The sequence below is a fragment of the Anaerobacillus sp. MEB173 genome, from assembly GCF_052119505.1.
Lineage (GTDB): Bacteria > Bacillota > Bacilli > Bacillales > JBJMAU01 > JBJMAU01.
On sequence record NZ_JBJMAU010000004.1, the window covers coordinates 338658 to 363482 of the forward strand.

Genomic DNA, 24825 nt, shown 5'->3' on the forward strand with positions numbered 1-24825 from the left:
TGTCATCTTTATCTTCATAATTGTTTTTGCTTACAAATGTACGATAACAACTCTTCACATGCCCCGTCAACCAAACTGTATACTTCTTCAAAGTTCCCTGTGAAATAAGGGTCGGGGACGTCTTCCATCTTTGCCTTAGGTAAAAAGTCAAGCAATCTCGCAATTTCACCTGTATTCGTTCTGCCAGCCATTCGATGTAAATGACCAAGATTTTCGGCGTCCATTGCAATGATATAATCATAACTTGTTAAATCATCTTCCACAACTTGACGAGCAACAATCCCTTCATAACTGATGTTGTTCTCGTTTAAAATTGTTCTCGTTCCTTCATGAGGACCTTTACCAACATGCCAATGTCCAGTACCTGCTGAATCAATCTCGATTTGATGATTAAGATTTGCCTCTGATACTTTATGCCGAAACACAGCCTCAGCCATAGGAGACCGGCAAATATTTCCTAAACAAACAAATAATACACGAACCATTATCTCACCATCTCTTCCTCTTTTATTTTCTCTTCCGAACCGTTAAATGAAAACTGAATCTTACTTAAATTCAATTCAAACTCAAACTGCCTCAGAAGTTCTTCCGGGAAAAATGCCTGGTACATTTTAAAAATATCATTTACAGCCTCCAACGGCTCCTGACCTAGATACAAGCGGAGAAAAAAATATCTTTGCAGCAGAAGCTTGTCTTGAAATGGAATGTCAATTTGATCAATCCGTTCCATTAATAATTGGAGAAAATCTTCACTCTTTGTTATGTCTGCTACTATGCTTTCTATTGCTCTATCTATCTTTTCATTTGTTCGCTTTTTTAATTCTTTAATGACAAATTCTCCATGTAACACTTCGCCTAACAGCCCAACATCAACAGGTTTATCATCGCCTAATTCATGAATAAAGCCTAAGTTGTTTGGTGCTGATTGTACTTCTTCAAACAGTAATACTTTATTCTGTTCACCTATTTTTGTTCTAAATGAAGAGATTCGACTCTTTTGGATTTTTCTTGATTTTTGCATGTACATTTCTAACTCTGCTGCTATTGTAGAAGTCACTCCTTCTTTATGCAACAAAAATAAACGGTCAGCACTTTCAATAATATGAAGGTAATCCATTTTTTTAAATAGTGGTAAATCCACTAGTAAAATATCAAAACAATTCTCTAACTTTGCTTGCAGTTCATGATATTGTTCCTCTGATAAATGCTGCAAATCCTTGAAGTAAAACGTATTCATTTCACAAATTTGCTCATTCGTCTTATTTAAAAGTTCTTCGGTTGAAAGGCCTCTCTCTTTTTCCGTCCAATGAAAGACTGCAACTCGAAAACTCGTTTCTTCCTGTAGCCAACCCAGTAATGACTCTACAACTGTAGATAGTCCTACTTTCGTTCGCGGTGATGCAAAAACAGCAGTGTACATGTTCCTTCTCCCCTTTATCTCTATCCATTTAACTTTATTATCGCATAATCTTTTTTAATCTGCGTTACTATTTTTAAGGATAGTTTTTTTCCTAAAAATGAAAAACCCCTTCCAATATTCATATGGAAGGGGCATTTTATTTTACTATTATAATTAATTAGACTTAAAAATGTCTTTATGTTCGCTTTTAATTTTAAGTAAGATTTCATCTACTGACTTACATTGATCACCAACCCGAAAACTAATCACATTTCTAAGGGAACAGCTGCACTCTTCATTTCCGCGTAAAATTTGAATAAATTCCTCTGTACCGCAATGGTTTTCTTCTACGATGTTTCCTTTAAATACAGCATCTGTGTTTTCAAACTTTTCATAAATGACAAAGTAATTATCCTTCGTTTCCCCAGTAAAATATTCTTTGGTTTCAATCAAGCCTTGAACGATCACGTTCTCTTCACTTCCTATCTTTTTTTATGGTTTTCCTTAACCCGTATTAACTATAACATTTTTAGAAAAAAATGTTGTTACCAATTTGTGAAAATTAAATTACAGCTCCGTGAACTCGAATTCACCAAAGAAAGAACCTTGTCAATCGTTGTCGATCCTTATATCAATAACATTTTTTATGTCTAAAATATGGACATGTTCAAAATAATCCTTAATACGAAGCTTCTCATTGACTTGATCAAAATCATGAACTTTTCCGACAAGAACATGATAATTATGATGTTGAAAATACGTAAAATAAAGTGACTGATTTTCAGCCATCGCCTCACAAAGTGTTTCATTCATTTCTGTAAGCTGCTGTTCATCAACAATAGGCTTTGTTTTGTACACTGTTTTTTCCTCTAACGTTTTAAGCATCTCGACATGCTCAGGCAGCATCATCGCCGTCCACTTAATATTCCCCCGATCACGAATCACGTTGAAAACCCCCTTTTTGAATGTAAAATTTAAAATGTAAAATTTAAAATTTTTGAGAGATTTTCATCGAAGCATTCTTTTAAAACATCCCTGAATCATCCCGAACCAATTTTACATTTTAAATTTTTAATTTTACATTTACGCCTTATGCCCTCCTACAAGTCTTCCCCGATGTCTGGCTGTGCCTGCGGTTGTGTAGGAGACGGCTCGCAGTAAGGCGTTGGAGCCGTATTTTTGCCGAATAGCATCCATTACATAGCCAATCTCTCTTTGTTTTGGTTTCCTATGATCAAATAAATTTAGCTGCAGCTGATCATCGTCAACAACATTTGAGAGTGAAATTGAGATTTTCCGCACTGTTCGCTCATCAAAATGCTTTTCAAACAACTGCAAACATGTCTGATAAATCTCCATTGTCATGTTCGTTGGTTCAGCAATTGTCTGAGAGCGGTGAAACCCTCCCCCGCCTTCTTTCTTACTGTAACCAATGCCCAGACTGATTGTTCTGCCTGCTTTGTTGGCTGTTCTCGCTCTTCTTGCTACTTCCTCACACATTTCAAGTATGACATGCTTAATCTCTTTCTTCTTTGTATAATCACGTAATAGCATTTGGCTTTTTCCAAAACTGATTTGTCCTTGCATAATGGGAGCGCCTAAGTCAGATAAATCAACTCCATGTGCATGATAATAGAGCTGGTTACCCATCACGCCGAACTTCTTCTCCAATAAATGGCGTGGATAATTTGCCAGTTGACCAACAGTACGAATCCCAAGACGATGCAAGCGCTCTTCCATTCTCGTACCGATCCCCCACATTTTACTTAATGGTGAAACTGGCCAAAGCTTTGCTTCCACTTGATCATACGTCCACTCAGCAATCCCCTTCTTTTTTGCTTCTAAATCAAGGCATAGTTTCGCCATCAGCATATTAGGTCCTATTCCGATTGCACAGCTTAAACCAAATTCTTTTTGCATCTCTTCTTTTATTTGTTCAGCAAGAGAGAACTTATCTCCCCATAGTCTCGTTGTCCCATCGACCTGCAGAAAACTTTCATCTACACTGTACGTATGAATACATTCCATCGGTACATACCGATGAAACAGCTCCGTAATTGCGATTGATGTTTTTAAATACGTCGACATTTGTGCATTCACGATGTGTATTCGCGGGTCATTAGGAATATCAAAGAGCCTGCTCCCTGTTTTAATACCGAAATCCTGTTTTAATGGAGGAGTTGCCGCTAGTACGACACTTCCCTCCCGTTCTGTATCTCCAACAACTGCAAGATAGGTCGTTAATGGGTCAAGACCAAGTAAAACAGCAGAACAACTTGCATAAAAGCTTTTCATATCTACACAAAAAATCGTTCGTTTTGGAAATGAATCGTAATCGATCCTCATATCCATCGTTCCTTTCACATTTATAAAGAACTTACGTTCGTAGTATATGTCATTATAAAGGAATATATGTTCGATTTCAATTGGAAATTTGTGCAAAAAAATAACGGGAACTGTCTCTTTGTTCTTGAGACATCCCCGTATTTTGGCTCTTAGACAAGATGAAATTGCTTTAAGCCACTTTATTCTTATATAACTCTTTCTTTTTGAATATAATTTTTCAAGTCATTAATTAGTTCATCTTTTCCTTTATCATCTATAAATAGATTTACTCCATAAAAATATTCACCATATCGATCCAGCTTTTGCCAGACAATTTTTCCCCTCACAACAAAACAGGAAAACAAAGTAAACTGAACCTCTAACTCTACCTCATTTTTATGACAAAGTAAGTTTAAATTTGTTGAAATTTTCAACCCACTTGGACTGATATCATGGAGTTTAGCTTTACCTGGATTACTAGCTTTGTCCCCTCCATTTATTTTAATTATCTTAAATTCACACTCTAGCGGCCTGCCAAATTCATATCTAAATGTTTCTGCCCGTTTATACCTCATTTTCCCCTCTCCCGACATTAACCTTTTTCGTAAATATCAGCTGCAGAAAAGCTTAAACAAAAACGTCTGATCCTAATATCTCTGGAATTTGCAAAAGATCAAAAACATCCATCACTTCCTCACTAACTTTAGTTATCGTAACGATTGTTCCCTTTTCTTTTAATGTCTGAACTAAATCTAATAACAATCCCATTCCAGAAGAATCAACAAATGGAACATCTGTAAAGTCTATATTCACTCTTTGGCAGTTATTGAGAGCTGGAATCAATTCATTTTCTACAACTTCTGTACCTTCAATATCCAAATCTCCTGCAAAGATTACTTCAATGGCATTATCCGTTTCTTTGATTGAAAAACTAAACATACAATCACCCCTATTATTCAAAAACAACCGAATCATTTTCATCTAATTTCGCTACAAGATTATACATCGTTTTCTCTAACGTATATTTTATATGACCAAATCTAAGAATTGTACCTTCCATTGCAGTCTTAATCTTAATTTTTTGATCATTTGGGACGGCTACAATCGTTGGCGTGCCACTTTCTGATCCTGTTTCATTAATTTCAGCCCCTAACCGTCCATATACTTCTCCACCCCGAATAATACCATTAACTTTTAACATCCCACCAGCATGAACTTTTGTATTGACACACCCTTGACCTAAAATAAGGATATTTCCGCTACAATAAAGGCTACTATTAGAGGCACTCGGGATCGTTATATAAGAATTAGGTTCAACAGGGGTTTCACTAACCTCATGTAACTCTTTCATTTTTTCCGATAATTGTTTAATTCGTTCAAGTGAAGTGATTTCATTTGTTAATGAGAGAAATAATTGTGATAAGGAGACTGCTACTTCTCTCCAAATATCATCCTCCAAATAGTCTTCTCCTCTTCGTACTACGTCCACGTATTTTTTTGCTAAAGTAGGAAATCCTTTAAATTTTCTTTCTAAAAGAATCCTTATTAACGGTTGTAATCCACCATTTGTAAGATCATTTGGTTTAAAGGCTGGAGATTCCGTAAGTTGATTAATGACCTGAACCATTTTTTCAATGCTTTGATACAAAATCCCAAGGAGATGGCCTAATTCCGTAATAAGCATATTATGTTTTCCTGCTGATAGTTCTCCACCAACAATATTACCATACGTAACAATTGCACCTGAGGCAGTAAGTGTAGCCATATTGACAGTTTTATGAACTGTAATGTCGCCAACGGCCTCTACTATCATTCTGTCCTCAATGTAACCTGTTATCTCGACATCACCTTTAAAATTGATGTTTCCTGATGATATATCGACATTACCATGATGAATTAATTTAGACATGATCGATATTTTTACAAGTTGTCCCCTTTTTTCTATTTTAGGACGACCAGGTTCTGTTGCGACTACTTTGTCATCAATAACCATTACTCCTTTTCCGGCCTGTAAAATAATCGGAAAGGTTTGTTTGGCAGGCAGTGGATCATTCGTTACGGTATAACCTATTTGACCAGGGACAGGAGGGTGGATGATGGCAACTACTTTTCCACGATCGACTGTAGGAATTGTTCTAATTTCTCGAAAGTCGACACTTCCATCCTCTTTTTCTTTGGGACCATTCTGTTCATTAATATCGACTAGTAATTCAATCCAGCCATCTTTTCCAGGTTTCGGTGGCATTCCAGTTGCAATTTCGTACTTCCCTGCTTCTGTTGCTTCTATCGCTTTTATGATTTCAGCTTGATTGAATCCATGTTTAACTCTTAAAGATTCGAGCTTTTGGATAATATTATTATAAGTAAGAGAATTATAAACTTCTTTACTCTCTTCTACTTTGAGTTCAATGTGATGGTCAGGTTCAATATCTGGTATCCAGCGTACTATTTTATATCCAGGTTCTACTTCTAAAAAAACTTTTAATTTGTGTTCATCCATAGAAACCGACCATTTGGTTTCTACTTTCTCTTCATCCACTTTAATTTCATATGAATCGTTTTCCGAAATCAGTATTGTCTTATCTCCAACCAACTCGTTATTCTTAAAAAGTTGGATACCTCTTGAAATAGAAATCATCGGAAAATGATGTGGAGAATTTTTACAACCTATGACTCCGTTTTTCACCCATACTTTTCCTGAAAGTTGCTCTGAATCATTTTCAGTTTCTGATAATGTCTCTTCATTTCCTCGAATGTTATCAACAGTTTTGGAAATGGTTTTATGTTCAACATTTTCATCTGGAAGTTCAGAAATAAGTTGTTCAGCTAAACTAATTACATCAATCGATTGTTTATTATTTTGAGATCTGTCAGAATTCGTTTCTAATCGAGTAAGTTTTACAATAGCTTCTTTTGAACGAATGCCAAAAAACCCTTTCACTTCACTTTGGATAATTTCGATATCCACATCATTTTTTGTTGCGTCCAATAACTCTAATCCTAGCATAATCGCTTCATTTATACTCTTACCTTTAGAAACTATACTTTGCATGACTGTATTCCCCCTTAACTCATTACTGGAGAATTTAAACTCGTTATATCCGCTTTTTGTTGACCTACTTTTAAAAGGACCATTGTGATATCGTCTTTTTGAGGAACACCATCTGTAAATTGATGGATTGAATCCATCACATTCTGTTCAATCTCTCCGACACCTTTTGGTTGGTTATTTACAAGTGTTTCAATAAGACGCTCTATTTTATATTGCTTTCCTTCCTTATTTACAGCCTCAACAATTCCATCTGTATAAAAGAAAACCGTGTCCTGATCCTCTAATTGAATCGATACTTCTTTATATACTTGATTAGGAAGCCCCCCAACCATAATCCCTTTTACTTTTGGTAATTCTTGTACTGATCTATCTTTCCCTTTAATATAAAGCGGAAGATTATGTCCAGCATTTGCGTAAGAAAGAATGCCTGTTTTCGGGTCTAGATCAGCACAAAATAATGTGACAAATGACTTTAATGTCCGTAAATCTTGATATAATGCTTGATTCATAGCCGATAAGGTTTCCCCAGGACTTTGTGTGCTTTCAGCAGCGCTTCGGAAAGCACCTCGGGTTAAAATCATGAGCATTGCTGCAGGGATTCCTTTCCCCATCACATCACCAATAACAATTCGAATACTCCCATTAACTAATGGATAAAAATCATAATAATCGCCGCCGATTAATCGCGCTGGAAGAGAAGATCCAGCAACTTCTCCTCCCTCAAATGTAGGAGTTTTCCCATTCAATAATGAAGATTGGATATTTCTTGCAAGATTAATTTCACGCTGTAACGTTTTATCTAGCATATTTCGTCCATCAACTGTATCATTTTCCACAGAGTAACTAAGACTATCTTTAAACACCATTATATAACCTCCCCTTGAAGTACCTCTAAAATATGGTAAATTCCAATCGTCTCAAAAACTTGGTGAGTCAACTCATTAATCCCTTGGAATTTAAGATGGAAACTTTTTTCTTGAGCCAAATGAATCACATTCATAATTGAGCCTATCCCTGTAGAATCAATAAATTCTAATTCTGAGAAATCAATGATTAATATCTTTACATTTTCATCAAGTTCATCTAAATAAGGATCAATAACATTATTAGTAGAGATATCTAAAATTCCCTTAATTCTTAATATAACTGTTGATTTGGCTACTTCTTTTCCAACCGTTAAATTCATTACAAGCCGTCCTTTCTCTCGCAAAAAATTATTTAGATCATTATTGGTAGAACACTTCTATTGTTCATCTTTTACTTTAAAGAATTTAATTTTATTATTTAATTTTATCGATAATTGGTCCATGCCATCTAATGCTTCATTTAATTCCTGAAGCGTATCATAAAACATAAGTGTTATTTCCGTAACATGGTTCGAATGAACTTTTAGCATTTGTTCAAGTTCAACTATTTTTTCATGTATTTCAGTCAAGGTCTTACTCAATTGAATTGGACTTTCCTCTTCAATCTGATTTATAAATTCTAGCTGTCTATCATTTTTTAGAGTTTGGAATAAATATTGAAGTTTCTCAAGAGAGATTTCAATCTCAAGGACAAGATCCTTTGATTCTGCAGTCATCGCAGTAGACGTATCCCCCATCGTCTTGACCGAGGTATATACTTGTCTTGAGAGCAAGCTTGAAACTCTTACTAACGAATGAGAATCTTCTTTTACACCAGTTATTAATTGATCAAAACGTTTAGTCATCCCGTTAATTTGTTTCGCCAACCTATCTAATTCATTTTTTTCATTCATGACTAATGTTTGAGTTAAATCCCCATCAGCGACTCCTTGAATATGTTGAACAATATCTTGTAAGGGGCGTAATTGACGTTTTGCTATAAGGCGAATAAGAATAAATAAGACAACGGATGAAATCAAAAAGGCGACTAAAAACAATACCAAAAACTGACTTTCCATTTGTTTTTGCCTAGTCAAATTAAGAATAATTGCCATGACCCGATCATTAGACAAAGGTTTGTATATTTTTTTATAACTCACACCATTTTCTTTAAACGTAATACTGTAGCTTTCTTTGTCGACATAAGCCTTCTCTAAAAAATCGTAATCTTCTTCTCTTTCTAATTGATGGCTACCATATAGAACAGGTAAATCGATATCTGGTTCAACGACCTGATTATCGTCTCCATTAAGCCATGCAGGAACATTAATAACCGCAATCTCATCGATTTCAACGCTCTCATCAATAATTCTTTCTATCATTTGGGTTGGTCCTGCCTGAAAGGTTAAATGATAAATTTCCTCGTCTAAGATAAAAGGGTTGATCATAAATTCGGTCGTACCATCATAATAGTAGGCAAATTTATAGTAAAGATTATCAAAGCGCTCAGCTTTTGATATTGGTCCTACCCAATAATTATCTAAAGCATATCCTTCATCAACTGTTACTGGTTGTTCCGACATGAGCTGATCAAATGCAGTAAACCAATACCCCCACTCTTTCGAACTCATATCCATTTGCGTTTCATCTGATGACTGAGTAATAACAATGTCATCCCCTTTTCTTTCCCATAAGGAGATTTCATGCACATCCCACTTGTCTGCCAATCGACTCAGTTCTTCCATACTGATGTCTTGAACCTGTTTCCCTTGTAAGTCGGACATGATTCCTTTCGATGAGGTATATAATTTTTTTTCAATCATATTTTCTATTGTATCTGCCGACTTTTGCGTTGATTCCATTGCATGAACAACAATACTGGTTGCATTATTAATTTGTTCAGTTTGATATTCATCAAGTTTTACTTTGATAAAATATAAACCCAAGAAAAGGATAGTAATGGCAATTACCCCTAATGAAAGACCGATTTTAGCTAACAATTGAACCATGATAGTATTCTTTTTCATTAATGTTTCCTCCAAAAAAGTTAGGGATAAATTCTAGAATACAAACCTTCTAAACTATTAAATAACAGAAGTTCTCTTTGTCTCCTCACCAGATTGAAAAGTTAATATAACTGTTGAACCATATAAAGAAGTATACAAAGAAACTTGTTTCGACATTTTCATCATAAGTGTAAAGCCTTGACCCATTGATTTCTTCGTTGAAAATCCAGCTAAAAGGGTCATTTTAGGTAAATCTTTAAGAGCAAAACCCGGCCCTTTGTCTTCAATTAGAAAGCGAATTTCATTGCTAGCTACATCTTCAACAAGAGTCATTTTTCCCTCCTCAGCGTGTTTTATTGTATTTGTAATTGCTTCTGATAACACCAAAAGTAAACTCATGACCTTTGTTTGACTAAACCTTTGTTCAAGGATCTCTTTCACCAAGTCACGACATCTAGGTATATCTGAACGAACCTTTATATTTCCTTGACATAACACATTACCTTCTCTATACTTATTTATTTCTTCCTCTGCTATCAATAAGAAGCGCCCTTGAGTTGAAGCTGCAATCACATCACGGTACACCTGCCACGTAGTATCCTCTTGATCTATAGCTGCCTTCTGTAATTCCAATTGCTCTGGTGAAGAGAATACATCATCCTTATGTATTTCATAAACCTTTAGCATGGCATTTTGAATGTCATTCCTAACATCTAAACGGATAATTTGTTCGGGTATGTCTTGTTTTTTTTCACTCCAGGTTAACATTTGTTCACTTAAATTGAGTAGAAGTTCTCTATCCATTTTTGGATTAGCATTCAAAAAAGATGCTTCTGATAACGATAAATAAAATAAGGAATTCCCCTCATCATTAGATAAACTAAGATAATTACTTAATTTTTTCGCAAGAAACCCTCGTTTTGTCATATAAGTTAAATCCGAGTAAGCTAAGTCAGAAGGGAGAGACGGAACCTCAACTTGCTTTTCTTTTAAAGATACGTTTAATACTTTATCAAATAGCCGCCTCATCAAATGTCCTCCCTTAATAGGATTCCCAGGGGGAAACCCCAATCAATCTTTCAACTAGTCTACACTAAAAAAAGGTAAAAAAAGCCTACCAAAAGATTGGTAGACAGATTATACGGTCCTATAAACCTTATCTTAGTCATATGCCAATCCTTTTCGGTAACCCGGCGACCATAGAAGAATTCCTTAGGCCCGTAGCTTTGCGTCCCCAGCTTTCACTGAGTTTGCCGTTATCGAAGGAAAAAAACGTGTTATTCTTTATATCGAATATCTGTTTAATGTTATTAAGTGGAAAGTAATACCAATATAATAACCATTATTAAAAATGGTAAAATCAATACTACCCAACTATCGGTTAAATAGTTTTGATTTTTGGATCGTATTTATCCACTTTTCAAAAATCCCTTTTTTATTAAACTCCATCTCATTAAGATCCGATGTATATATTTTAAAATTGTTTTTGCCATTAAATTTTGCATAATACATCGCCTTATCCGCGTGCTCTATTAGTGTCTCCTTATCTTCACCATCATCAGGGTACATACTGATCCCAATACTTAATGAAATATTGGCTTCTTTTTCATTAAGCATATATGGTAAAGAGATCTTTTCAATAATCCGTTTAGCAATGTCTTCAATTTCTACTTTATTTGTTTCTTCTAACACAACGATAAACTCATCACCGCCAATTCGAGCAATGAGATCCTCTTCCCTTAGACTCTCGTTCAATCTATTTACTACTTCTATAAGTAATAAATCCCCAGCATCGTGTCCCATCGTGTCATTGACAACCTTAAAATCATCTAAATCAATAAACATAATCGTAAAATTATGATTGTGACGTTTCGATCTCGCTAATGCCTTTTGAATATGGCGATCTAATGCCTTTCGGTTTGGCAAATCAGTTAATTCATCATAATAAGCCATTTGCTTCAGCTCATTTTCCAATTGTTTTTGCTTTGTAATATCAACCATTTGCCCGCTAATTTTCTCAATTTTCCCCTCAGAACTTTGAATAGGTGTAGTAAGTTTCATCACCCATTTTTCACCTAATTTCGGGTGAAAAATTCGATATTCTATCCTTGTCGAAAGTCCTAACTGCAATTGTTGTTCATCTTTTTCAATTTTTCCGTAATCATCGGGATGAATGACTTCTCTCCATAGATTTGGATTGCTTTTGAAAGTTTCAACTGGATAGCCATAAATTTGTTCTAATCCTTTCGAAAAGAAAACTTTATTATTAGAGACATCGAATGTATAAAAAGCTCCCTCAAGTGAATAAAATAGTAGCTCATAATCGCGATTTTTTTGATTTGTAACTCTTATTTGCTCATCAATTTCTTTCTTTTCTCCAAGTACCTGTTGATGACTTTGATAGAGGTCATCATATCTTTTGGCAAGTAACCAAACAAAAGGCAATATAAGTAAAATAATAAACAAACTTAACAATTGTTCATGTCCAAATGTAAAATAAGTGAACAGTACATAAGCTATTTCGATTATAGTAATTACAATTGCAAGTAACCTGCCTCTTTTTTCCATACAAATTACCAACTTTCTTTAATCCACAATTTTTTTGATTCATTCAAGATTTCTCTTATCTTATTTTCAAATTCACTTGCTGCTACAGGTTTGCTAAAAAAGAAACCTTGACCTTCATTACAATCGATCTTCTGCAAGCACTGTAATTGTTCGCTAGTTTCAATTCCTTCCGCAACAACATTCATATTTAAATTATGCGCCATTGAAATCATCGCTTTCACAATTGTCTCGTCTTTAGAATGCTCTATAAGATCGTGGATAAACGATTGATCAATCTTTAATGTATCAAAAGGAAATTGCTTAATATAGTTAAACGAACTAAATCCGGTTCCAAAATCGTCAATACTTATTTTTACACCTAGCTTCTTTAGCGCATTAAGAGTCGTAAGTGTATTATTAATGTTTGCAGCCATACTCTCAGTTATTTCTAACTCTAAAAACTGTGGCTCAAGACCTGTTTCCACTAGCGTATTTTGAACTATTTGAACTAAATTCGAATGGGTAAATTGTCGAAGTGATAAATTGACCGAGATGACGGTTGAATACCCTAAATCATGCCACAATTTATTTTGCCGACAAGCCGTTATTAGTGCCCATTGCCCAATAGAAATAATTAACCCCGATTCCTCTGCAATTGGGATAAACTCATTAGGGGGAATCATTCCCCATTTAGGATGGTTCCAACGAATTAACGCTTCCGCACCAGTTACATCACCCGTCTTTAAATTCATTTTGGGTTGGTAATGTAAGACTAACTCCTGCCGGTCAACAGCCTTATGAAGATCCATCTCCATATTTAATGGTGTCAACTGCCCCTCTACATATTGATGATCGTAGAAACTGTAGCCATTTCCACCAATTGCTTTTGCTCTGTACATCGCAATATCAGCATTTCGAATTAACTGCTCAGGAAAAGCCCCATCATCTGGAAAAATACTAATACCAATGCTAGCAGAAGTATAGAAGTCCCTATTATTAATAAAGAAAGGAGTAGAAAACGATTCAAGGATTCGCTCACATACTCTAGCAATAAGTTTATGATTAACGTAAGGAAGAATAATGAAGAACTCATCACCACCTTGTCTAAATAGTGCAGCATGAGAGTCAATACACATGAAAAGACGCTCAGTCACTTTCTTAAGTAAGTGATCACCAATTTGATGCCCTGCATTACCATTGATTACTTTAAACCGATCTAAATCAATACTTAGAACTGCTAATTGTTGCTTAGCCATCATCATTTTTCTAATTTGTTTAGATAACTGATGTTCAAGCATATACCGGTTAGGTAAACCAGTTAAATAGTCATGGTAAGCCAAATGCTTGATTGCAAATAAGGCATTAGGATATTGTGTTTTTAAATGTGCAGACTGTTTCTCGGAAAGTTGTTTTGCTTTTTTATTATTTCTCACTGATTTTCTCAAACCTATCACCTCATAAGAACCAAATTGGCTTCTTTCTAATCTTTTATCTATATTTTGCAATAAAAGTAAATTAGATGGTATCACCTAGTGCTCTTATTTATTTCTTATTCACAAACAGGATACTCGTTATTAATAGGAAGATGCTCCCATCTAATAATTATTATTACTCTTTAAATAAAAAACCCGCTATTAGCGGGTTCAATAATGGGAGAACTAAAAGATAGGAACTAATTTATCTTCTTATATAACTTTTGACCTCTACTAACATCTTCATAGCAATCAGATTTATCGGTATAAAGAATTGTTTCCTTGTCTCCAAGTCCAAGGATGCCAAACATTCCTAAACTGTCATAAAAGAGCGCATGTACTTTTTTTTGTAGCTCTTTATTAAAATATATTAAAACATTCCTGCAAAGGATAACTTGAAATTCATTAAATGAGCGATCCGTCACTAAATTGTGTTGAGCAAAGATTACATTTTTCTTTAACTTCGAATCAAATTTTACACCATTATTTGTCACGGTGTAATAATCAGAAAATGCTGCTTTTCCACCAGCATTGATATAGTTGCTAGTAAACTTTCGCATCTTTTCAATCGGAAAGATACCAGATTTCGCCACCTTTAATACATTAGCATTAATATCGGTCGCATAAATCTTTGTCTTGTCGTACAAACCCTCTTCATGAAGTAAAATGGCCATTGAATAGACTTCTTCCCCTGTTGCACATCCAGCGTGCCAAATCCGAATAGATGGATAGGTTCGTAAAAGAGGAATAACCCGCTCGCGGAATGTTAGAAAAAACAAAGGATCCCGGAACATTTCCGTAACATTTATCGAAAAATCAGCAATGAGCCTTTTTAAACATCCGGGATCATGTAATACCTTTTCAAGAAGTCCAGTAATACTTGTCAATTTCTCAGCATTGACTCGGTGCCAAATTCTTCTTCTTAAAGCACCATATGCATAATTCCTGTAATCATAGCCACACCAAAAATACAACCCGTATAAAAGCAATTCAATCTCAAGTTTCTCAAGATCTTCATTTGAATCAGCTTTAATTTTATTTAGACGCTCTGACAATATGTTCATTTATCATTTCCCTTCTTGCTGATGAAGCCATACTCTCATTAAAGAGACAAGTTTATCAGGGTCTACAGGCTTCACAATATAATCAGATGCTCCTACTGCCATACATTTTTCACGATCTTCCTTCATCGCCTTCGCAGTTAGGGCGATAATCGGTAATTGTTGAAACTCAGGATTTGCCCTGATTCTTTGCATTGCTTCATAGCCATCCATCTCAGGCATCATAATATCCATTAACACAAGATCGAAATTTGGATTCTCATCAAGGATTTCAAGACCTTCTACGCCATTTTCCGCAAATGTAATGCTCATACCATAGAGTTCAAGAACACTTGATAAAGCATAGACATTACGAACATCATCATCAACTAATAAGATCCTTTTTCCATCGAGATCGGGAATGCGTTGAGGAGAAATATCAAAATACTCATAAACCATCTCGTTTTCTAAATTCAAATATAACTCAAGCTCATCCTTTAGCCGTTGTGGTGCATGTTCATCTTTAATGATGATCGTGTGAGCATATTTATTTAAATATATCTCTTCTTTTGAAGTTAAGTCTCGACCGGTATAAATGAATACTTTTAGATTCTCATTTTCAACTTGTGTTTTAACTTTTTCAAGCAAATCAAAGCCAGTTGTATCCGTTAATCCTAAATCAAGAACCATAAAGTCAAACTGATTAACCTTTAACGCTTCAATTGCCTCAGCACCATTAGAAACGGCTTTAGGAATGATATCCTTATCCGCTATCAATTCCATTAAACTATTTCGTTGTCTAATGTCATCATCAACGATTAAAAGTCTTTTAATCTCGCTTTTACTATCAACATATGAGTGTTGTTGTGATTCCGTTGGAGTCGGTTCACTTGGGCGTTTCTCTTGTTGCTCATTTGGAGGTGCAACAGTCACGGCAACCTCGTCAAAACTTTTTATCAGGTTATTTTCACTATAATCTTCTTTGTAATCACCGACAAACAATCTAAATGTACTTCCCTTACCTTCTTCACTCTCCACAACTACACGACCCCCCAATAAATTTGCCATTTCACGACAAATTGACAAGCCTAAACCAGTTCCACCATACTTTCGACTAGTTGTACCATCCGCTTGTTGGAATGCCTCAAATACGAGCTTTTGCTTTGCTTTTGGAATACCAATCCCAGTATCTTTAACAGCAAAAGAAAAGAGTGAGTGTTGATTTGAATAAGGTGAAAAGTCAACCTCAAGTGTAACTCCACCCTTGTCTGTGAATTTAAAAGCATTAGATAATAGATTCTTCAGAATCTGACGTATTCTTTGTTCATCGCTATAAATAGAAGCTGGTATACCTTCTTTTACATCAATAGCAAATGTCAAATTCTTTTCATTCGCTATCGGCCTAAAACTTTGTTCAACCACTTCAACTAATTCTTTGATCTCAACTCGCTGAGGATTTACCTCCACTTTTCCTGACTCTATTTTTGCCAAATCCAAGATATCATTAATAATAATCAATAAATCCCGACCTGAAGAGTGGATTGTTTTTGCATATTCGATTTGTTTACTAGATAGATTAGCACCATGGTTATCTGATAGTAATTTCGAGAGAATTAATAAACTATTTAACGGTGTACGTAATTCGTGTGACATATTAGCTAGAAACTCTGATTTGTATTTGGAACTAAGTGCTAGCTGTTTTGCTTTTTCCTCTAATTCTGCTCTAGCTTTCTCAACTTCCCGATTTGTCTGTTCAAATCTCTTATTTTGCTCTTCTAAACTCTCTGCTTTTTCTATTAATTCAGAGTTTGCCTGCTCTAACTCCTCCTGTTGTGCCTGAAGTTTTTCCTCTGATTGTCTAAGCGCTTGTGTTTGTTCTTCTAATTCTTCATTTGTAATCCTTAGTTCCTCTTGTTGTGATTGTAGTTCTTCAGACTGTGCCTGAATCTCCTCCATTAAAGTCTGTGACTCTTCTAATAATTTAGCTAAACGAATTCTTCCCATTACACTATCAAGGATAATACCAAGACTATTTACAAGTTCCTCTAATAGATTCTGTTGATCAATAGAAAATGATTTAAAAGAAGCAATTTCCACAACTGCTTTTACATCATCTTCAAAAACTACAGGTAAAACATAAACGTTCAACGGAGGCGCTTCACCTAAACCTGATTTTATTCGAATATAATCTGAAGGGACATCTGTCAGGATAATCGATGTTTTTTCAAGGGCAGCTTGTCCAACAAGGCCTTCTCCAACAGCAAATGTATTTGAAAGATGTTTCCGCTCTTTAAACGCATATGATGCAAGTAGCTTAAAAAGTGGCTCACTTTTCGACTCACCATCACTTTTAATATAAAAAACAGCATGAGAAGCTTCTAACAAAGGAGCTACTTTCGAAAGGAAATTTTGTGCCAAAGGCTCTAAATCATGCGTACCGTTTAAATCCGTCGTTATTTCTGCAATATTTGATTTTATCCAAAGTAAACTTTGTTCTTTATTTATTTGTTCCTCTAACGATTGTGCCATGGTATTAAATGACTGGACAACATCTCCAATTTCATCATTTGATTTCACTTCAACTTTAGTCCCAAGTTCAGTACTTCCATCGGCAACATTCTTCATCACACTAGATACTTTATTTAACCTTCTGGCAAGCGTCCAAACATTCTGTAAAACAAAACCAAAGACAATAATAAAACCAACAATTGTAACGAAACTACCGATTAGAATATTTTTACCTAAGTCCTCGGAAATATTTTGTAGAGAAGACGTCATGTTTTCACCATAAAGATCGGTAATGGCTGCCGTTCTATCAAAAAACTCAGTGTGAATTAAACGTCCTTCATTATTAATTAATTGAATTGCTTCTTCTCTTTTACCTTCAGCAATTAAATCAATGACATTATCTTTATAAGTATCAAATTTATCATTTGTATTTTTTAAAGCAGTAACGGCAGAAATTTTTTCAGGTTCATTCACTTTTGACTCAAGTAAGATCAGACTTTCAACAACAAAATCGTTTTCCCTTTGTAAAATTGCTAATTCTTCTTCAACTACTATATGGTCAGTAAAAAGAGCAATATTTCGTAAGCTAATCGCCTCGTCTTTGACGCCTTTATGAATTTGGTCAGCTAAATTGGCTAATTCATAGTTTGTTTGCAATTTCGTACTCATCTTATTAAGATTGTTCATCTGGTTATAGCCAATACCGATCATTAATACAATTAAGATCGGTAATGTACTTAGCCCGAGTAATAACTTAGTTTTGATTTTCATCGCCGGGAACTCCTCTGCCTAGATTATTTAATTTAACCTTTAATTAGTATATTGACTGTGTATAGAGAGGCTTTTTCCTTCTTCAATACAAAGCTGGTAAACCATTGCCATTGCCTGCATGCGATCAGTGACATCCAATTTTTGTAAAATATGTGTAATATGATTTTTCACAGTGTGTTCACTAATGCATAATTTTTCAGAAATCTCCTTGTTGCTTAACCCGTTAACAATAAGCTTAAAGACATCCATTTCCCTTGTGGAAATAGCATATAATTTTTTGGCGCGACCTAAGGCAAGCGCTAGAATTTCCTCATTATTATTAATAACCGATTGTGACGAATCTTTAATCATCGTTTCCGTTCTTTCCATTACATCTTCGGAATCACGATTACTTAAAGGTTGTTTATAAGTAGCTACAAATGATGCAAACCCTACAGCAGGAATAGGTGGACTAATAAGATGCCCTTGAACTGCTTGACAATGATTCTTTCTTAACATCTCCAGTTGGGTCTCAGTTTCAACGCCTTCCGCAATCACCGACATATGTAAGTTTTGGGCCAATGAAACAAATGTAGCAATTAACACGTTGGAATCAGCATTTGCTATATCTTGTACAAATGATTTGTCAATTTTTAAAGTATCGACTGGGAATTTCCTTAAATAATGAAATGATGTATAGCCAACCCCAAAGTGATCAATACTGATCTTTATCCCGATTTTTCTTAGCTCAGTTAGAATTGGCACAATTACTGTTTCATTTCCCATAATGGCCGCCTCAGAAATCTCAATTTCAAGCATAGTCGGGCTAACATTTAATTCAAGAAAGGTTTGTTTCATCTTCTCAACCATATCTTTTTGGAGTAACTGTTGCGTTGAAAAATTTACAGCAATACGAATTGGTGCCATTCCTTTATCACACCATTCTCTTAATTGCCTGCAAACTGAATTCATTACCCATTGACCAATGTCAACAATAAAACCAGTTTCTTCAGCTAAAGGAATAAACTCTGCAGGAAGGATTGTCCCCCAATTTGGATGATTCCATCGTAGTAACGCTTCCGCACTTTCAATTCTCCCTGTTTCTAACTCAAGCTGTGGTTGATAAACAAGCGATAGTTCTCCTCGTTCAATTGCTTTACGCAAATCAGTTTGCATCGTAAAAGCTCGAAACGATTGGATATTCATCCCTGAATGAAACATTTTATATTTATTTCTTCCTTGCTCTTTGGCACGATAGAGTGCTGCATCTGCACTCTTCATTAAGACAATTGATTCTTCGCCATCGTAGGGGAAAACACTAATTCCAATACAAATCGTGACAAATAATTCATAGTTATCAACATAAAATGGTTGCTTAAAAAGCTCTAATATATTTTCGGCAATTTCCAGAGCTATCTCCCGATTCGTATCCGGCAAAATGATATTAAATTCGTCTCCACCAACCCTTGCAATAAAATCATCTTGACGGACTGAGTTTTTTAGTCTTGTAGCAATTTCTAACAGAAGTTTATCACCAATATAATGACCGAGTGAATCATTAATATATTTAAACCGGTCCATATCCAAGTACATCATCGCAAACGTTTGGTTTGTTTGCTTTGATTTATTTAAAATGCTTGCTAATTGATCGTTAAACTTTCTCCGGTTTGGCAAATCTGTTAATCTATCGTGATAAGCCATATGGATAATCATTTCCTCATGCTGTTTCTTACTTGTTATATCACGAATTGTACAAGCAACAATACATTTTCCTTGAACAAACCGTTTGCCAATTTGAATTTCAATCGGAAAGTGGTGACCACCTTTTCGTGTCGCGGATAACTCTTTACTATTTTCATGACCTATAATATTTTCAAGGTTATTTATGGCCCCAAGTACATCTTGAATGTACTTTTGTGATTGTTCACAAGTGAATAACATCGTAATATGCTTACCGATCATTTCAACTTCCTTATATGCAAACATATTTCGAACAGCAGGGTTTACCTTCAAAATACGCCCGTCTTGATCTATGATAATCATCGAATCAATCGAGGTCTCACTTATGACATTTGCCAGCGCTTCAGATACACGCAGTTCAGATGTTGTCTTTGATAAGTCCAAATAAGCTTTTTCTAACTCTCTTTTCTTTTCAGCCAGAACTTCCGTTTGCCTAACAAGCGCCTGATTAAGCTTATACATTTCTACAAACCTATCAACCTTCGCTTTTAAAATGATAGGATCAAATGGTTTTAGAATATAATCAATTGCTCCCAGTGAGTAACCCGTAAAAATATGATCAGACTCGAGATTGTTTGCTGTAATAAATAAAATAGGAATATTTTTTGTTTTTTCACGAGCCTTAATAATTTTAGCCGTTCCAAAACCATCCATCCCAGGCATTTGAACATCTAACAAAATTGCAGCAAAATCAAACTTCAGTAACTTTTTTAATGCTTCCTCACCTGAATTTGCTTTTACTATGTTATATTCGTCTCTTTCAATAATCGCTTCTAAAGCTAAAAGATTTTCCGATCGATCATCTACAAGAAGAATATTAATTTTTTCATTGTTACTCATTCTCCACCTACACTCCTTTAGTTTAGAAACATATATTGTACTAATTATTCAATAAGTATGATTCTATTTTAATATATTGAACTCTAAAGGTCTAAGTAAATAGATGGAATAAAAAGCAAAAATAAATGCAATACTTACTTACTACTTTGCTTATATAATGAGAGAAAATTTAGTAAATTATCTAATTTAGTACTCAACTTAATCGTATCTGAATGTGTTAAGCCATTTTTTAACCCAACCGTCATCATATGTTGCCTTGTCGTTTCAATTTCTTCTACTAATTTCTGATATAAAAAATCCCCCATTATGATGGACACCTACCTTTTTCAAAGTTTGTATACATATTTTCATATAAAACAGCGGTATTGTATATCACCATTAGTTCTTATTTATCATTACTTTATACTTAATAATAACAAGACGGACTAGGAATGCTCTCCTATTAAATTAAAAAACACAAACCTATGAACGTTTGTGCTTTTAGAAATCATTTTTTATTTAATTGTTTTCCGGCAATCTTTTCAAAAATTGTTGGGAAAAGCTGATAAATCGTACTGCCAATATTCATCCAATAAGGCAAATTCAATTCTCGCTTAGGCCGATGAATTAACTTTACAATTTTTTTAGAAACATAGTCAGGATCGAGCATAAACTTCTCAATATTTTTCACATAATTCCCCGATTGATCTGCAATTTCAAAAAATTGTGTTTTTATCGGCCCTGGATTTACAGTACTCACATAGATGTTCGTATCGATAAGTTCCATTCGTAAGCTATTGGAAAATCCTAGAACCGCATGTTTCGTTGCTGAGTATCCACTTGATTTTGGTGTCGCCAGCTTTCCAGCCTGTGAAGCAATGTTAATAATATGACCTTCATTTCTTGTCATCATTTCGGGAAGAACCGCTTTTGTACACGCAATTAATCCAAGTACATTTACTTCAAACATCAATTTTATTTCTTCAAGATTAGCTTTATGAAGCGATTCAAATATTCCGAAGCCAGCATTATTAATTAAAACATCGACCCTTTTAAACTCCTCGAAAATCGATTTAAACGTTTCCATTACATCATGGGATGACGATACATCTAACGTATAATACATACTAGCAACACCCGTTGTCTCCGTAATCGCTTCAGAAATCCCTTTTAGTTTCTCAGTCGACCTTGCCAAGAGGACTGGAATAGCACCTTGCTTCGCTACGTCATGAGCTACTTTCATCCCAATCCCACTCGACGCACCAGTAATTACAATCACCTTATCTTTTAACAACAATTGCCGTCCCATAACGATTCCTCCAAAAAATATCCTTAGAATTGAGTATCAATTTTTACATTTTAAATTTTACATTTTACATTTTCAATCTTTAACTTTCAACTTTCAAAAGAATGAATCCCCTTGACACTTGATAAGTCCTATTAGATAATAAAAGCAGTATATCATTGAGCAAAGATTGGGACTAGTAGATTAGTCTTTAAGCGTCAGAGAGTGGAATCCACCGGCTGCAAGATTCCATCGCCGATAGCGATCGAACCTACCCAAGAGCTTGTTAGGGATGAACCTGACCGTTTCCCCACGTTACGGGTGAAGAGCGGGCATCAAGTATAAACAAGATGCCAACAAAGGTGGTACCGCGGAGCTAACTCTTCGTCCTTTCTATTATTATAGAGGACGTGGAGTTTTTTTATTTAATGTAAAATTGAAAATGTAAAATGTAAAATTATTTTTAGGAACGTTCAGAAATAGCTATTCGATGGGGTCAGTAAAAGGAAGAATGCTTCGAATAAGCTGAATTAATTTTAAATTATACATTTTACATTTTAAATTATCTTTTGAGGGGTAGTTAAAAATGAGCAAACAGCGTATTGTTGTCAAAATCGGTAGCAGCTCGTTGACAAATGCCAACGGCGGTCTAAGTATAGAAAAACTTAGTGAGCATGTAGCTGCATTAGCAAAACTGAAAAAACAAGGGCATGATGTCATTTTAATTTCATCTGGTGCAGTAGCGGCTGGATTTACTGATCTTGGCTACCCGACTCGCCCCGTTACAATTGCCGGAAAGCAAGCGGCAGCGGCTGTTGGGCAAGGTCTTCTTATGCAAGGCTATGCCGAAGAATTCCGAAAGTATGGCATTGTTACAGCACAGCTCCTGCTTACGCGTCATGACTTTTCAAAGGAAGAAAAATATAGCAATGCCTATGCGACATTATCAGAGCTGATTGCCCGTGATGTGCTGCCGATCATTAATGAAAATGATTCGGTTTCGATTGATGAACTAACCTTTGGTGATAACGATATGCTATCAGCGCTTGTTAGTGGGTTAATTCATGCTGATTTTCTATCGATATTAACCGATATTAACGGATTATATGATAGCGATCCTCGCAAAGATCCCAATGCCAAAAAATACAACTTCCTTCCAGCCATCAATGAAGAGCTACTAAGTGTAGCGGGATCAGCTGGTTCGAAAGTTGGAACAGGTGGAATGAAATCGAAAATCGAAGCGGCACGAACAGCCCTTTCGTTAGGGGTAAAGGTATTTATCGGTTCAGGTGAAGGACCTGACAAATTAACTGATATTCTTGCTGGCAAAGGTGATGGAACATACATTGGTTATTCATCACAGCACGGTGTAAAAAACAAAAAACAGTGGATTGCGATTCACTCTGATGTCGCTGGGCAAATTGAAATTGATAATGGCGCTGTGAAAGCTGTTTTATCAAAAGGAAAAAGTCTGCTCCCGGCAGGAGTCAAAAACATACATGGAACATTTCTTGCGGGTGAAGTGGTTGAAGTGATCAATGAAAAAGGAAATGTCATTGGAAAAGGTCAAGTCAACTTTTCAGCGAGTGAGCTTGAACAAATCAAAGGGAAATCAAGCCAAGATGCTAAAACACAATTACAACGTGATCATTCTGAAGTAATTCATCGAAATAAATGGGTAACATTAACAAAGGAGAAGATGATTAAATGAGTGAATTAATTGAAAAAGCAAAACGTGCCAAAGCTGTCGCAACAGACTTAGCCATTTTTACAACAGAACAAAAAAATGCTGCGCTAAAGCTAATGGCAACACAGCTACTTGAGGAAACAGATTATATTTTAGCTGAGAATGAAAAGGATCTTATTGCCGGCAAAGAGCAGGGTTTCACTGACGCTCTATTGGATCGTCTAAAGCTAACAATAGAACGAATTCAAGATATGGCTGATGGTCTTGAGCAGCTTATCACACTCCCTGATCCAGTTGGCGAAGTTCTTGAAGGATGGGATCGTCCGAATGGATTAGCAATTGAAAAAGTGCGAGTGCCATTAGGTGTGATCGGGATGATTTATGAAGCTAGACCAAACGTTACTGTCGATGCATCAAGTCTTTGCTTAAAAACAGGAAATGCAGTCCTTCTTCGTGGCAGTTCATCAGCAATCAATTCAAACAAAGCGATTGTTAATGTCATTCACCGTGCCCTTGAAAAAAGTGAGCTTCCAATTGAAACAATTCAATTGCTTGAGGATACGAGCCGTGAAACAGCTGCACAAATGTTTAAATTAAATGACTACCTAGATGTTCTTATTCCTCGCGGAGGGGCAAAATTAATTCAATCCGTTGTTGAAAATTCAACAATTCCAGTCCTTGAAACGGGTGTTGGAAATTGCCACATCTATATCGATGAAACAGCTGACAAACAAATGGCGATTGATATTGTTGTCAATGCAAAAACACAACGTCCTTCTGTTTGTAATGCTGCTGAAACAGTTGTTGTTCAAAAAGATTGGGCGGATCAACATTTCAGTGATCTTGTGAATACATTACAAGATAAAAACGTCGAGCTTCGTGGTGATGAATATGCACAATCACTTTCTTCATCTGTCCAAAAAGCAACCGAAGAAGACTGGAGTGCAGAATTTCTAGATACGATTCTTGCAGTAAAAATTGTCGCTGATGTAAATGAAGCGATTAACCACATTAATACGTATGGAACGAAGCATTCTGAAGCCATTATTACATCTAATAATGAAAATATAGATAAGTTTTTCAAATTGGTTGATGCAGCTGCCCTTTATCATAATGCATCAACACGCTTTACTGACGGATCTGAATTCGGCTTTGGTGCTGAAATCGGTATTAGTACGCAAAAGCTCCACGCTCGTGGACCAATGGGATTACCAGCACTGACATCAACAAAGTATATTATTCGTGGAACGGGGCAGGTTCGATAATACACAAATGTAAAATTTAGAATGTAAAATGTAAAAATGATTTGAAAGATAAAGCCAAGAAGTTGAAAGTCGATGAATCTTGTAG

Annotated in this window: 21 protein-coding genes, 1 riboswitch and 1 other annotated feature; of the genes, 2 read left to right on the forward strand and 19 right to left on the reverse strand. The window is 35.5% G+C overall.

Features of this window, described 5'->3' with window-relative positions:
• Positions 1-14: 14 nt before the first annotated feature.
• The 19 genes from ACJ2A9_RS11585 to ACJ2A9_RS11675 form a co-directional block, all read right to left on the reverse strand.
• Positions 15-485 carry a low molecular weight protein-tyrosine-phosphatase gene (locus tag ACJ2A9_RS11585; RefSeq protein ID WP_441421808.1) on the reverse strand — a complete coding sequence of 157 codons (471 nt, stop codon included), beginning with the start codon at positions 483-485 and terminating at the stop codon, positions 15-17.
• Positions 485-1420 (reverse strand): hypothetical protein, encoded by a 936-nt coding sequence (locus ACJ2A9_RS11590; protein WP_441421809.1) that lies wholly within the window; start codon positions 1418-1420, stop codon positions 485-487. Before ACJ2A9_RS11590 ends, ACJ2A9_RS11585 begins: the two co-directional genes overlap by 1 nt.
• A gap of 153 nt (positions 1421-1573) precedes the next feature.
• Positions 1574-1867, reverse strand: a complete 294-nt coding sequence (locus tag ACJ2A9_RS11595) for a hypothetical protein (RefSeq protein ID WP_441421810.1) — start codon at positions 1865-1867, stop codon at positions 1574-1576.
• Positions 1868-2008: 141 nt separating this feature from the next.
• Positions 2009-2344, reverse strand: a complete 336-nt coding sequence (locus ACJ2A9_RS11600; protein ID WP_441421811.1) for a YolD-like family protein — start codon at positions 2342-2344, stop codon at positions 2009-2011.
• 138 nt (positions 2345-2482) lie between these two features.
• Complete coding sequence (locus ACJ2A9_RS11605; protein WP_441421863.1) at positions 2483-3745, reverse strand: Y-family DNA polymerase; 1263 nt, start codon at positions 3743-3745, stop codon at positions 2483-2485.
• A 185-nt stretch (positions 3746-3930) separates the two neighbouring features.
• Positions 3931-4299 (reverse strand): PilZ domain-containing protein, encoded by a 369-nt coding sequence (locus ACJ2A9_RS11610; protein ID WP_441421812.1) that lies wholly within the window; start codon positions 4297-4299, stop codon positions 3931-3933.
• A gap of 52 nt (positions 4300-4351) precedes the next feature.
• On the reverse strand, positions 4352-4663 hold the full coding sequence (locus ACJ2A9_RS11615; RefSeq protein ID WP_441421813.1) for an STAS domain-containing protein: 312 nt from the start codon (positions 4661-4663) through the stop codon (positions 4352-4354).
• 13 nt (positions 4664-4676) lie between these two features.
• The gene (locus tag ACJ2A9_RS11620) at positions 4677-6776 is read right to left on the reverse strand and encodes a flagellar assembly protein A (RefSeq protein ID WP_441421814.1); all 2100 of its coding nucleotides are present in this window, start codon (positions 6774-6776) and stop codon (positions 4677-4679) included.
• A 14-nt stretch (positions 6777-6790) separates the two neighbouring features.
• Positions 6791-7582, reverse strand: a complete 792-nt coding sequence (locus ACJ2A9_RS11625; RefSeq protein WP_441421864.1) for a PP2C family protein-serine/threonine phosphatase — start codon at positions 7580-7582, stop codon at positions 6791-6793.
• 59 nt (positions 7583-7641) lie between these two features.
• Positions 7642-7962: an STAS domain-containing protein gene (locus ACJ2A9_RS11630; protein WP_441421815.1), complete on the reverse strand. Its 321-nt coding sequence runs from the start codon at positions 7960-7962 to the stop codon at positions 7642-7644.
• Between the two features lie 57 nt (positions 7963-8019).
• Positions 8020-9648, reverse strand: a complete 1629-nt coding sequence (locus ACJ2A9_RS11635) for a HAMP domain-containing protein (RefSeq protein WP_441421816.1) — start codon at positions 9646-9648, stop codon at positions 8020-8022.
• A gap of 57 nt (positions 9649-9705) precedes the next feature.
• Complete coding sequence (locus ACJ2A9_RS11640) at positions 9706-10656, reverse strand: ATP-binding protein (RefSeq protein ID WP_441421817.1); 951 nt, start codon at positions 10654-10656, stop codon at positions 9706-9708.
• A 152-nt stretch (positions 10657-10808) separates the two neighbouring features.
• Positions 10809-10892, reverse strand: a riboswitch (cyclic di-GMP riboswitch).
• Positions 10893-11001: 109 nt separating this feature from the next.
• Positions 11002-12195: a diguanylate cyclase domain-containing protein gene (locus ACJ2A9_RS11645; protein ID WP_441421818.1), complete on the reverse strand. Its 1194-nt coding sequence runs from the start codon at positions 12193-12195 to the stop codon at positions 11002-11004.
• Positions 12196-12200: 5 nt separating this feature from the next.
• Entirely contained in the window at positions 12201-13619 is a 1419-nt protein-coding gene (locus ACJ2A9_RS11650) for a putative bifunctional diguanylate cyclase/phosphodiesterase (RefSeq protein WP_441421819.1), read from the reverse strand.
• Between the two features lie 227 nt (positions 13620-13846).
• Positions 13847-14710: a CheR family methyltransferase gene (locus tag ACJ2A9_RS11655; RefSeq protein ID WP_441421820.1), complete on the reverse strand. Its 864-nt coding sequence runs from the start codon at positions 14708-14710 to the stop codon at positions 13847-13849.
• Between the two features lie 3 nt (positions 14711-14713).
• The gene (locus tag ACJ2A9_RS11660) at positions 14714-17965 is read right to left on the reverse strand and encodes a response regulator (protein WP_441421821.1); all 3252 of its coding nucleotides are present in this window, start codon (positions 17963-17965) and stop codon (positions 14714-14716) included.
• Between the two features lie 39 nt (positions 17966-18004).
• Entirely contained in the window at positions 18005-20524 is a 2520-nt protein-coding gene (locus ACJ2A9_RS11665; protein WP_441421822.1) for an EAL domain-containing protein, read from the reverse strand.
• 134 nt (positions 20525-20658) lie between these two features.
• On the reverse strand, positions 20659-20829 hold the full coding sequence (locus tag ACJ2A9_RS11670; protein WP_441421823.1) for an aspartyl-phosphate phosphatase Spo0E family protein: 171 nt from the start codon (positions 20827-20829) through the stop codon (positions 20659-20661).
• A gap of 182 nt (positions 20830-21011) precedes the next feature.
• Complete coding sequence (locus ACJ2A9_RS11675) at positions 21012-21812, reverse strand: SDR family NAD(P)-dependent oxidoreductase (RefSeq protein WP_441421824.1); 801 nt, start codon at positions 21810-21812, stop codon at positions 21012-21014.
• A gap of 153 nt (positions 21813-21965) precedes the next feature.
• Positions 21966-22183: a binding site (T-box leader), on the forward strand.
• Between the two features lie 191 nt (positions 22184-22374).
• Here ACJ2A9_RS11675 and proB point away from each other — a divergent pair.
• Both proB and ACJ2A9_RS11685 read left to right on the forward strand, forming a co-directional pair.
• Positions 22375-23499: a glutamate 5-kinase gene (proB, locus tag ACJ2A9_RS11680; protein ID WP_441421825.1), complete on the forward strand. Its 1125-nt coding sequence runs from the start codon at positions 22375-22377 to the stop codon at positions 23497-23499.
• Positions 23496-24740 carry a glutamate-5-semialdehyde dehydrogenase gene (locus ACJ2A9_RS11685; protein ID WP_441421826.1) on the forward strand — a complete coding sequence of 415 codons (1245 nt, stop codon included), beginning with the start codon at positions 23496-23498 and terminating at the stop codon, positions 24738-24740. Before proB ends, ACJ2A9_RS11685 begins: the two co-directional genes overlap by 4 nt.
• The last annotated feature ends 85 nt before the right edge of the window (positions 24741-24825 follow it).

Excerpts from the sequence above, each read along its gene's own strand:
- ACJ2A9_RS11655 (WP_441421820.1), bottom strand. The coding sequence starts at position 14,710 with ATGAACATATTGTCAGAGCGTCTAAATAAAATTAAAGCTGATTCAAAT.
- ACJ2A9_RS11605 (WP_441421863.1), bottom strand. The coding sequence starts at position 3,745 with ATGAGGATCGATTACGATTCATTTCCAAAACGAACGATTTTTTGTGTA.
- ACJ2A9_RS11590 (WP_441421809.1), bottom strand. The coding sequence starts at position 1,420 with ATGTACACTGCTGTTTTTGCATCACCGCGAACGAAAGTAGGACTATCT.
- ACJ2A9_RS11610 (WP_441421812.1), bottom strand. The coding sequence starts at position 4,299 with ATGAGGTATAAACGGGCAGAAACATTTAGATATGAATTTGGCAGGCCG.
- ACJ2A9_RS11665 (WP_441421822.1), bottom strand. The coding sequence starts at position 20,524 with ATGAGTAACAATGAAAAAATTAATATTCTTCTTGTAGATGATCGATCG.
- ACJ2A9_RS11635 (WP_441421816.1), bottom strand. The coding sequence starts at position 9,648 with ATGAAAAAGAATACTATCATGGTTCAATTGTTAGCTAAAATCGGTCTT.
- ACJ2A9_RS11625 (WP_441421864.1), bottom strand. The coding sequence starts at position 7,582 with ATGCTAGATAAAACGTTACAGCGTGAAATTAATCTTGCAAGAAATATC.
- ACJ2A9_RS11685 (WP_441421826.1), top strand. The coding sequence starts at position 23,496 with ATGAGTGAATTAATTGAAAAAGCAAAACGTGCCAAAGCTGTCGCAACA.
- ACJ2A9_RS11670 (WP_441421823.1), bottom strand. The coding sequence starts at position 20,829 with ATGGGGGATTTTTTATATCAGAAATTAGTAGAAGAAATTGAAACGACA.
- ACJ2A9_RS11585 (WP_441421808.1), bottom strand. The coding sequence starts at position 485 with ATGGTTCGTGTATTATTTGTTTGTTTAGGAAATATTTGCCGGTCTCCT.
- ACJ2A9_RS11645 (WP_441421818.1), bottom strand. The coding sequence starts at position 12,195 with ATGGAAAAAAGAGGCAGGTTACTTGCAATTGTAATTACTATAATCGAA.
- proB (WP_441421825.1), top strand. The coding sequence starts at position 22,375 with ATGAGCAAACAGCGTATTGTTGTCAAAATCGGTAGCAGCTCGTTGACA.
- ACJ2A9_RS11660 (WP_441421821.1), bottom strand. The coding sequence starts at position 17,965 with ATGAAAATCAAAACTAAGTTATTACTCGGGCTAAGTACATTACCGATC.
- ACJ2A9_RS11675 (WP_441421824.1), bottom strand. The coding sequence starts at position 21,812 with ATGGGACGGCAATTGTTGTTAAAAGATAAGGTGATTGTAATTACTGGT.
- ACJ2A9_RS11630 (WP_441421815.1), bottom strand. The coding sequence starts at position 7,962 with ATGAATTTAACGGTTGGAAAAGAAGTAGCCAAATCAACAGTTATATTA.
- ACJ2A9_RS11640 (WP_441421817.1), bottom strand. The coding sequence starts at position 10,656 with ATGAGGCGGCTATTTGATAAAGTATTAAACGTATCTTTAAAAGAAAAG.
- ACJ2A9_RS11615 (WP_441421813.1), bottom strand. The coding sequence starts at position 4,663 with ATGTTTAGTTTTTCAATCAAAGAAACGGATAATGCCATTGAAGTAATC.
- ACJ2A9_RS11620 (WP_441421814.1), bottom strand. The coding sequence starts at position 6,776 with ATGCAAAGTATAGTTTCTAAAGGTAAGAGTATAAATGAAGCGATTATG.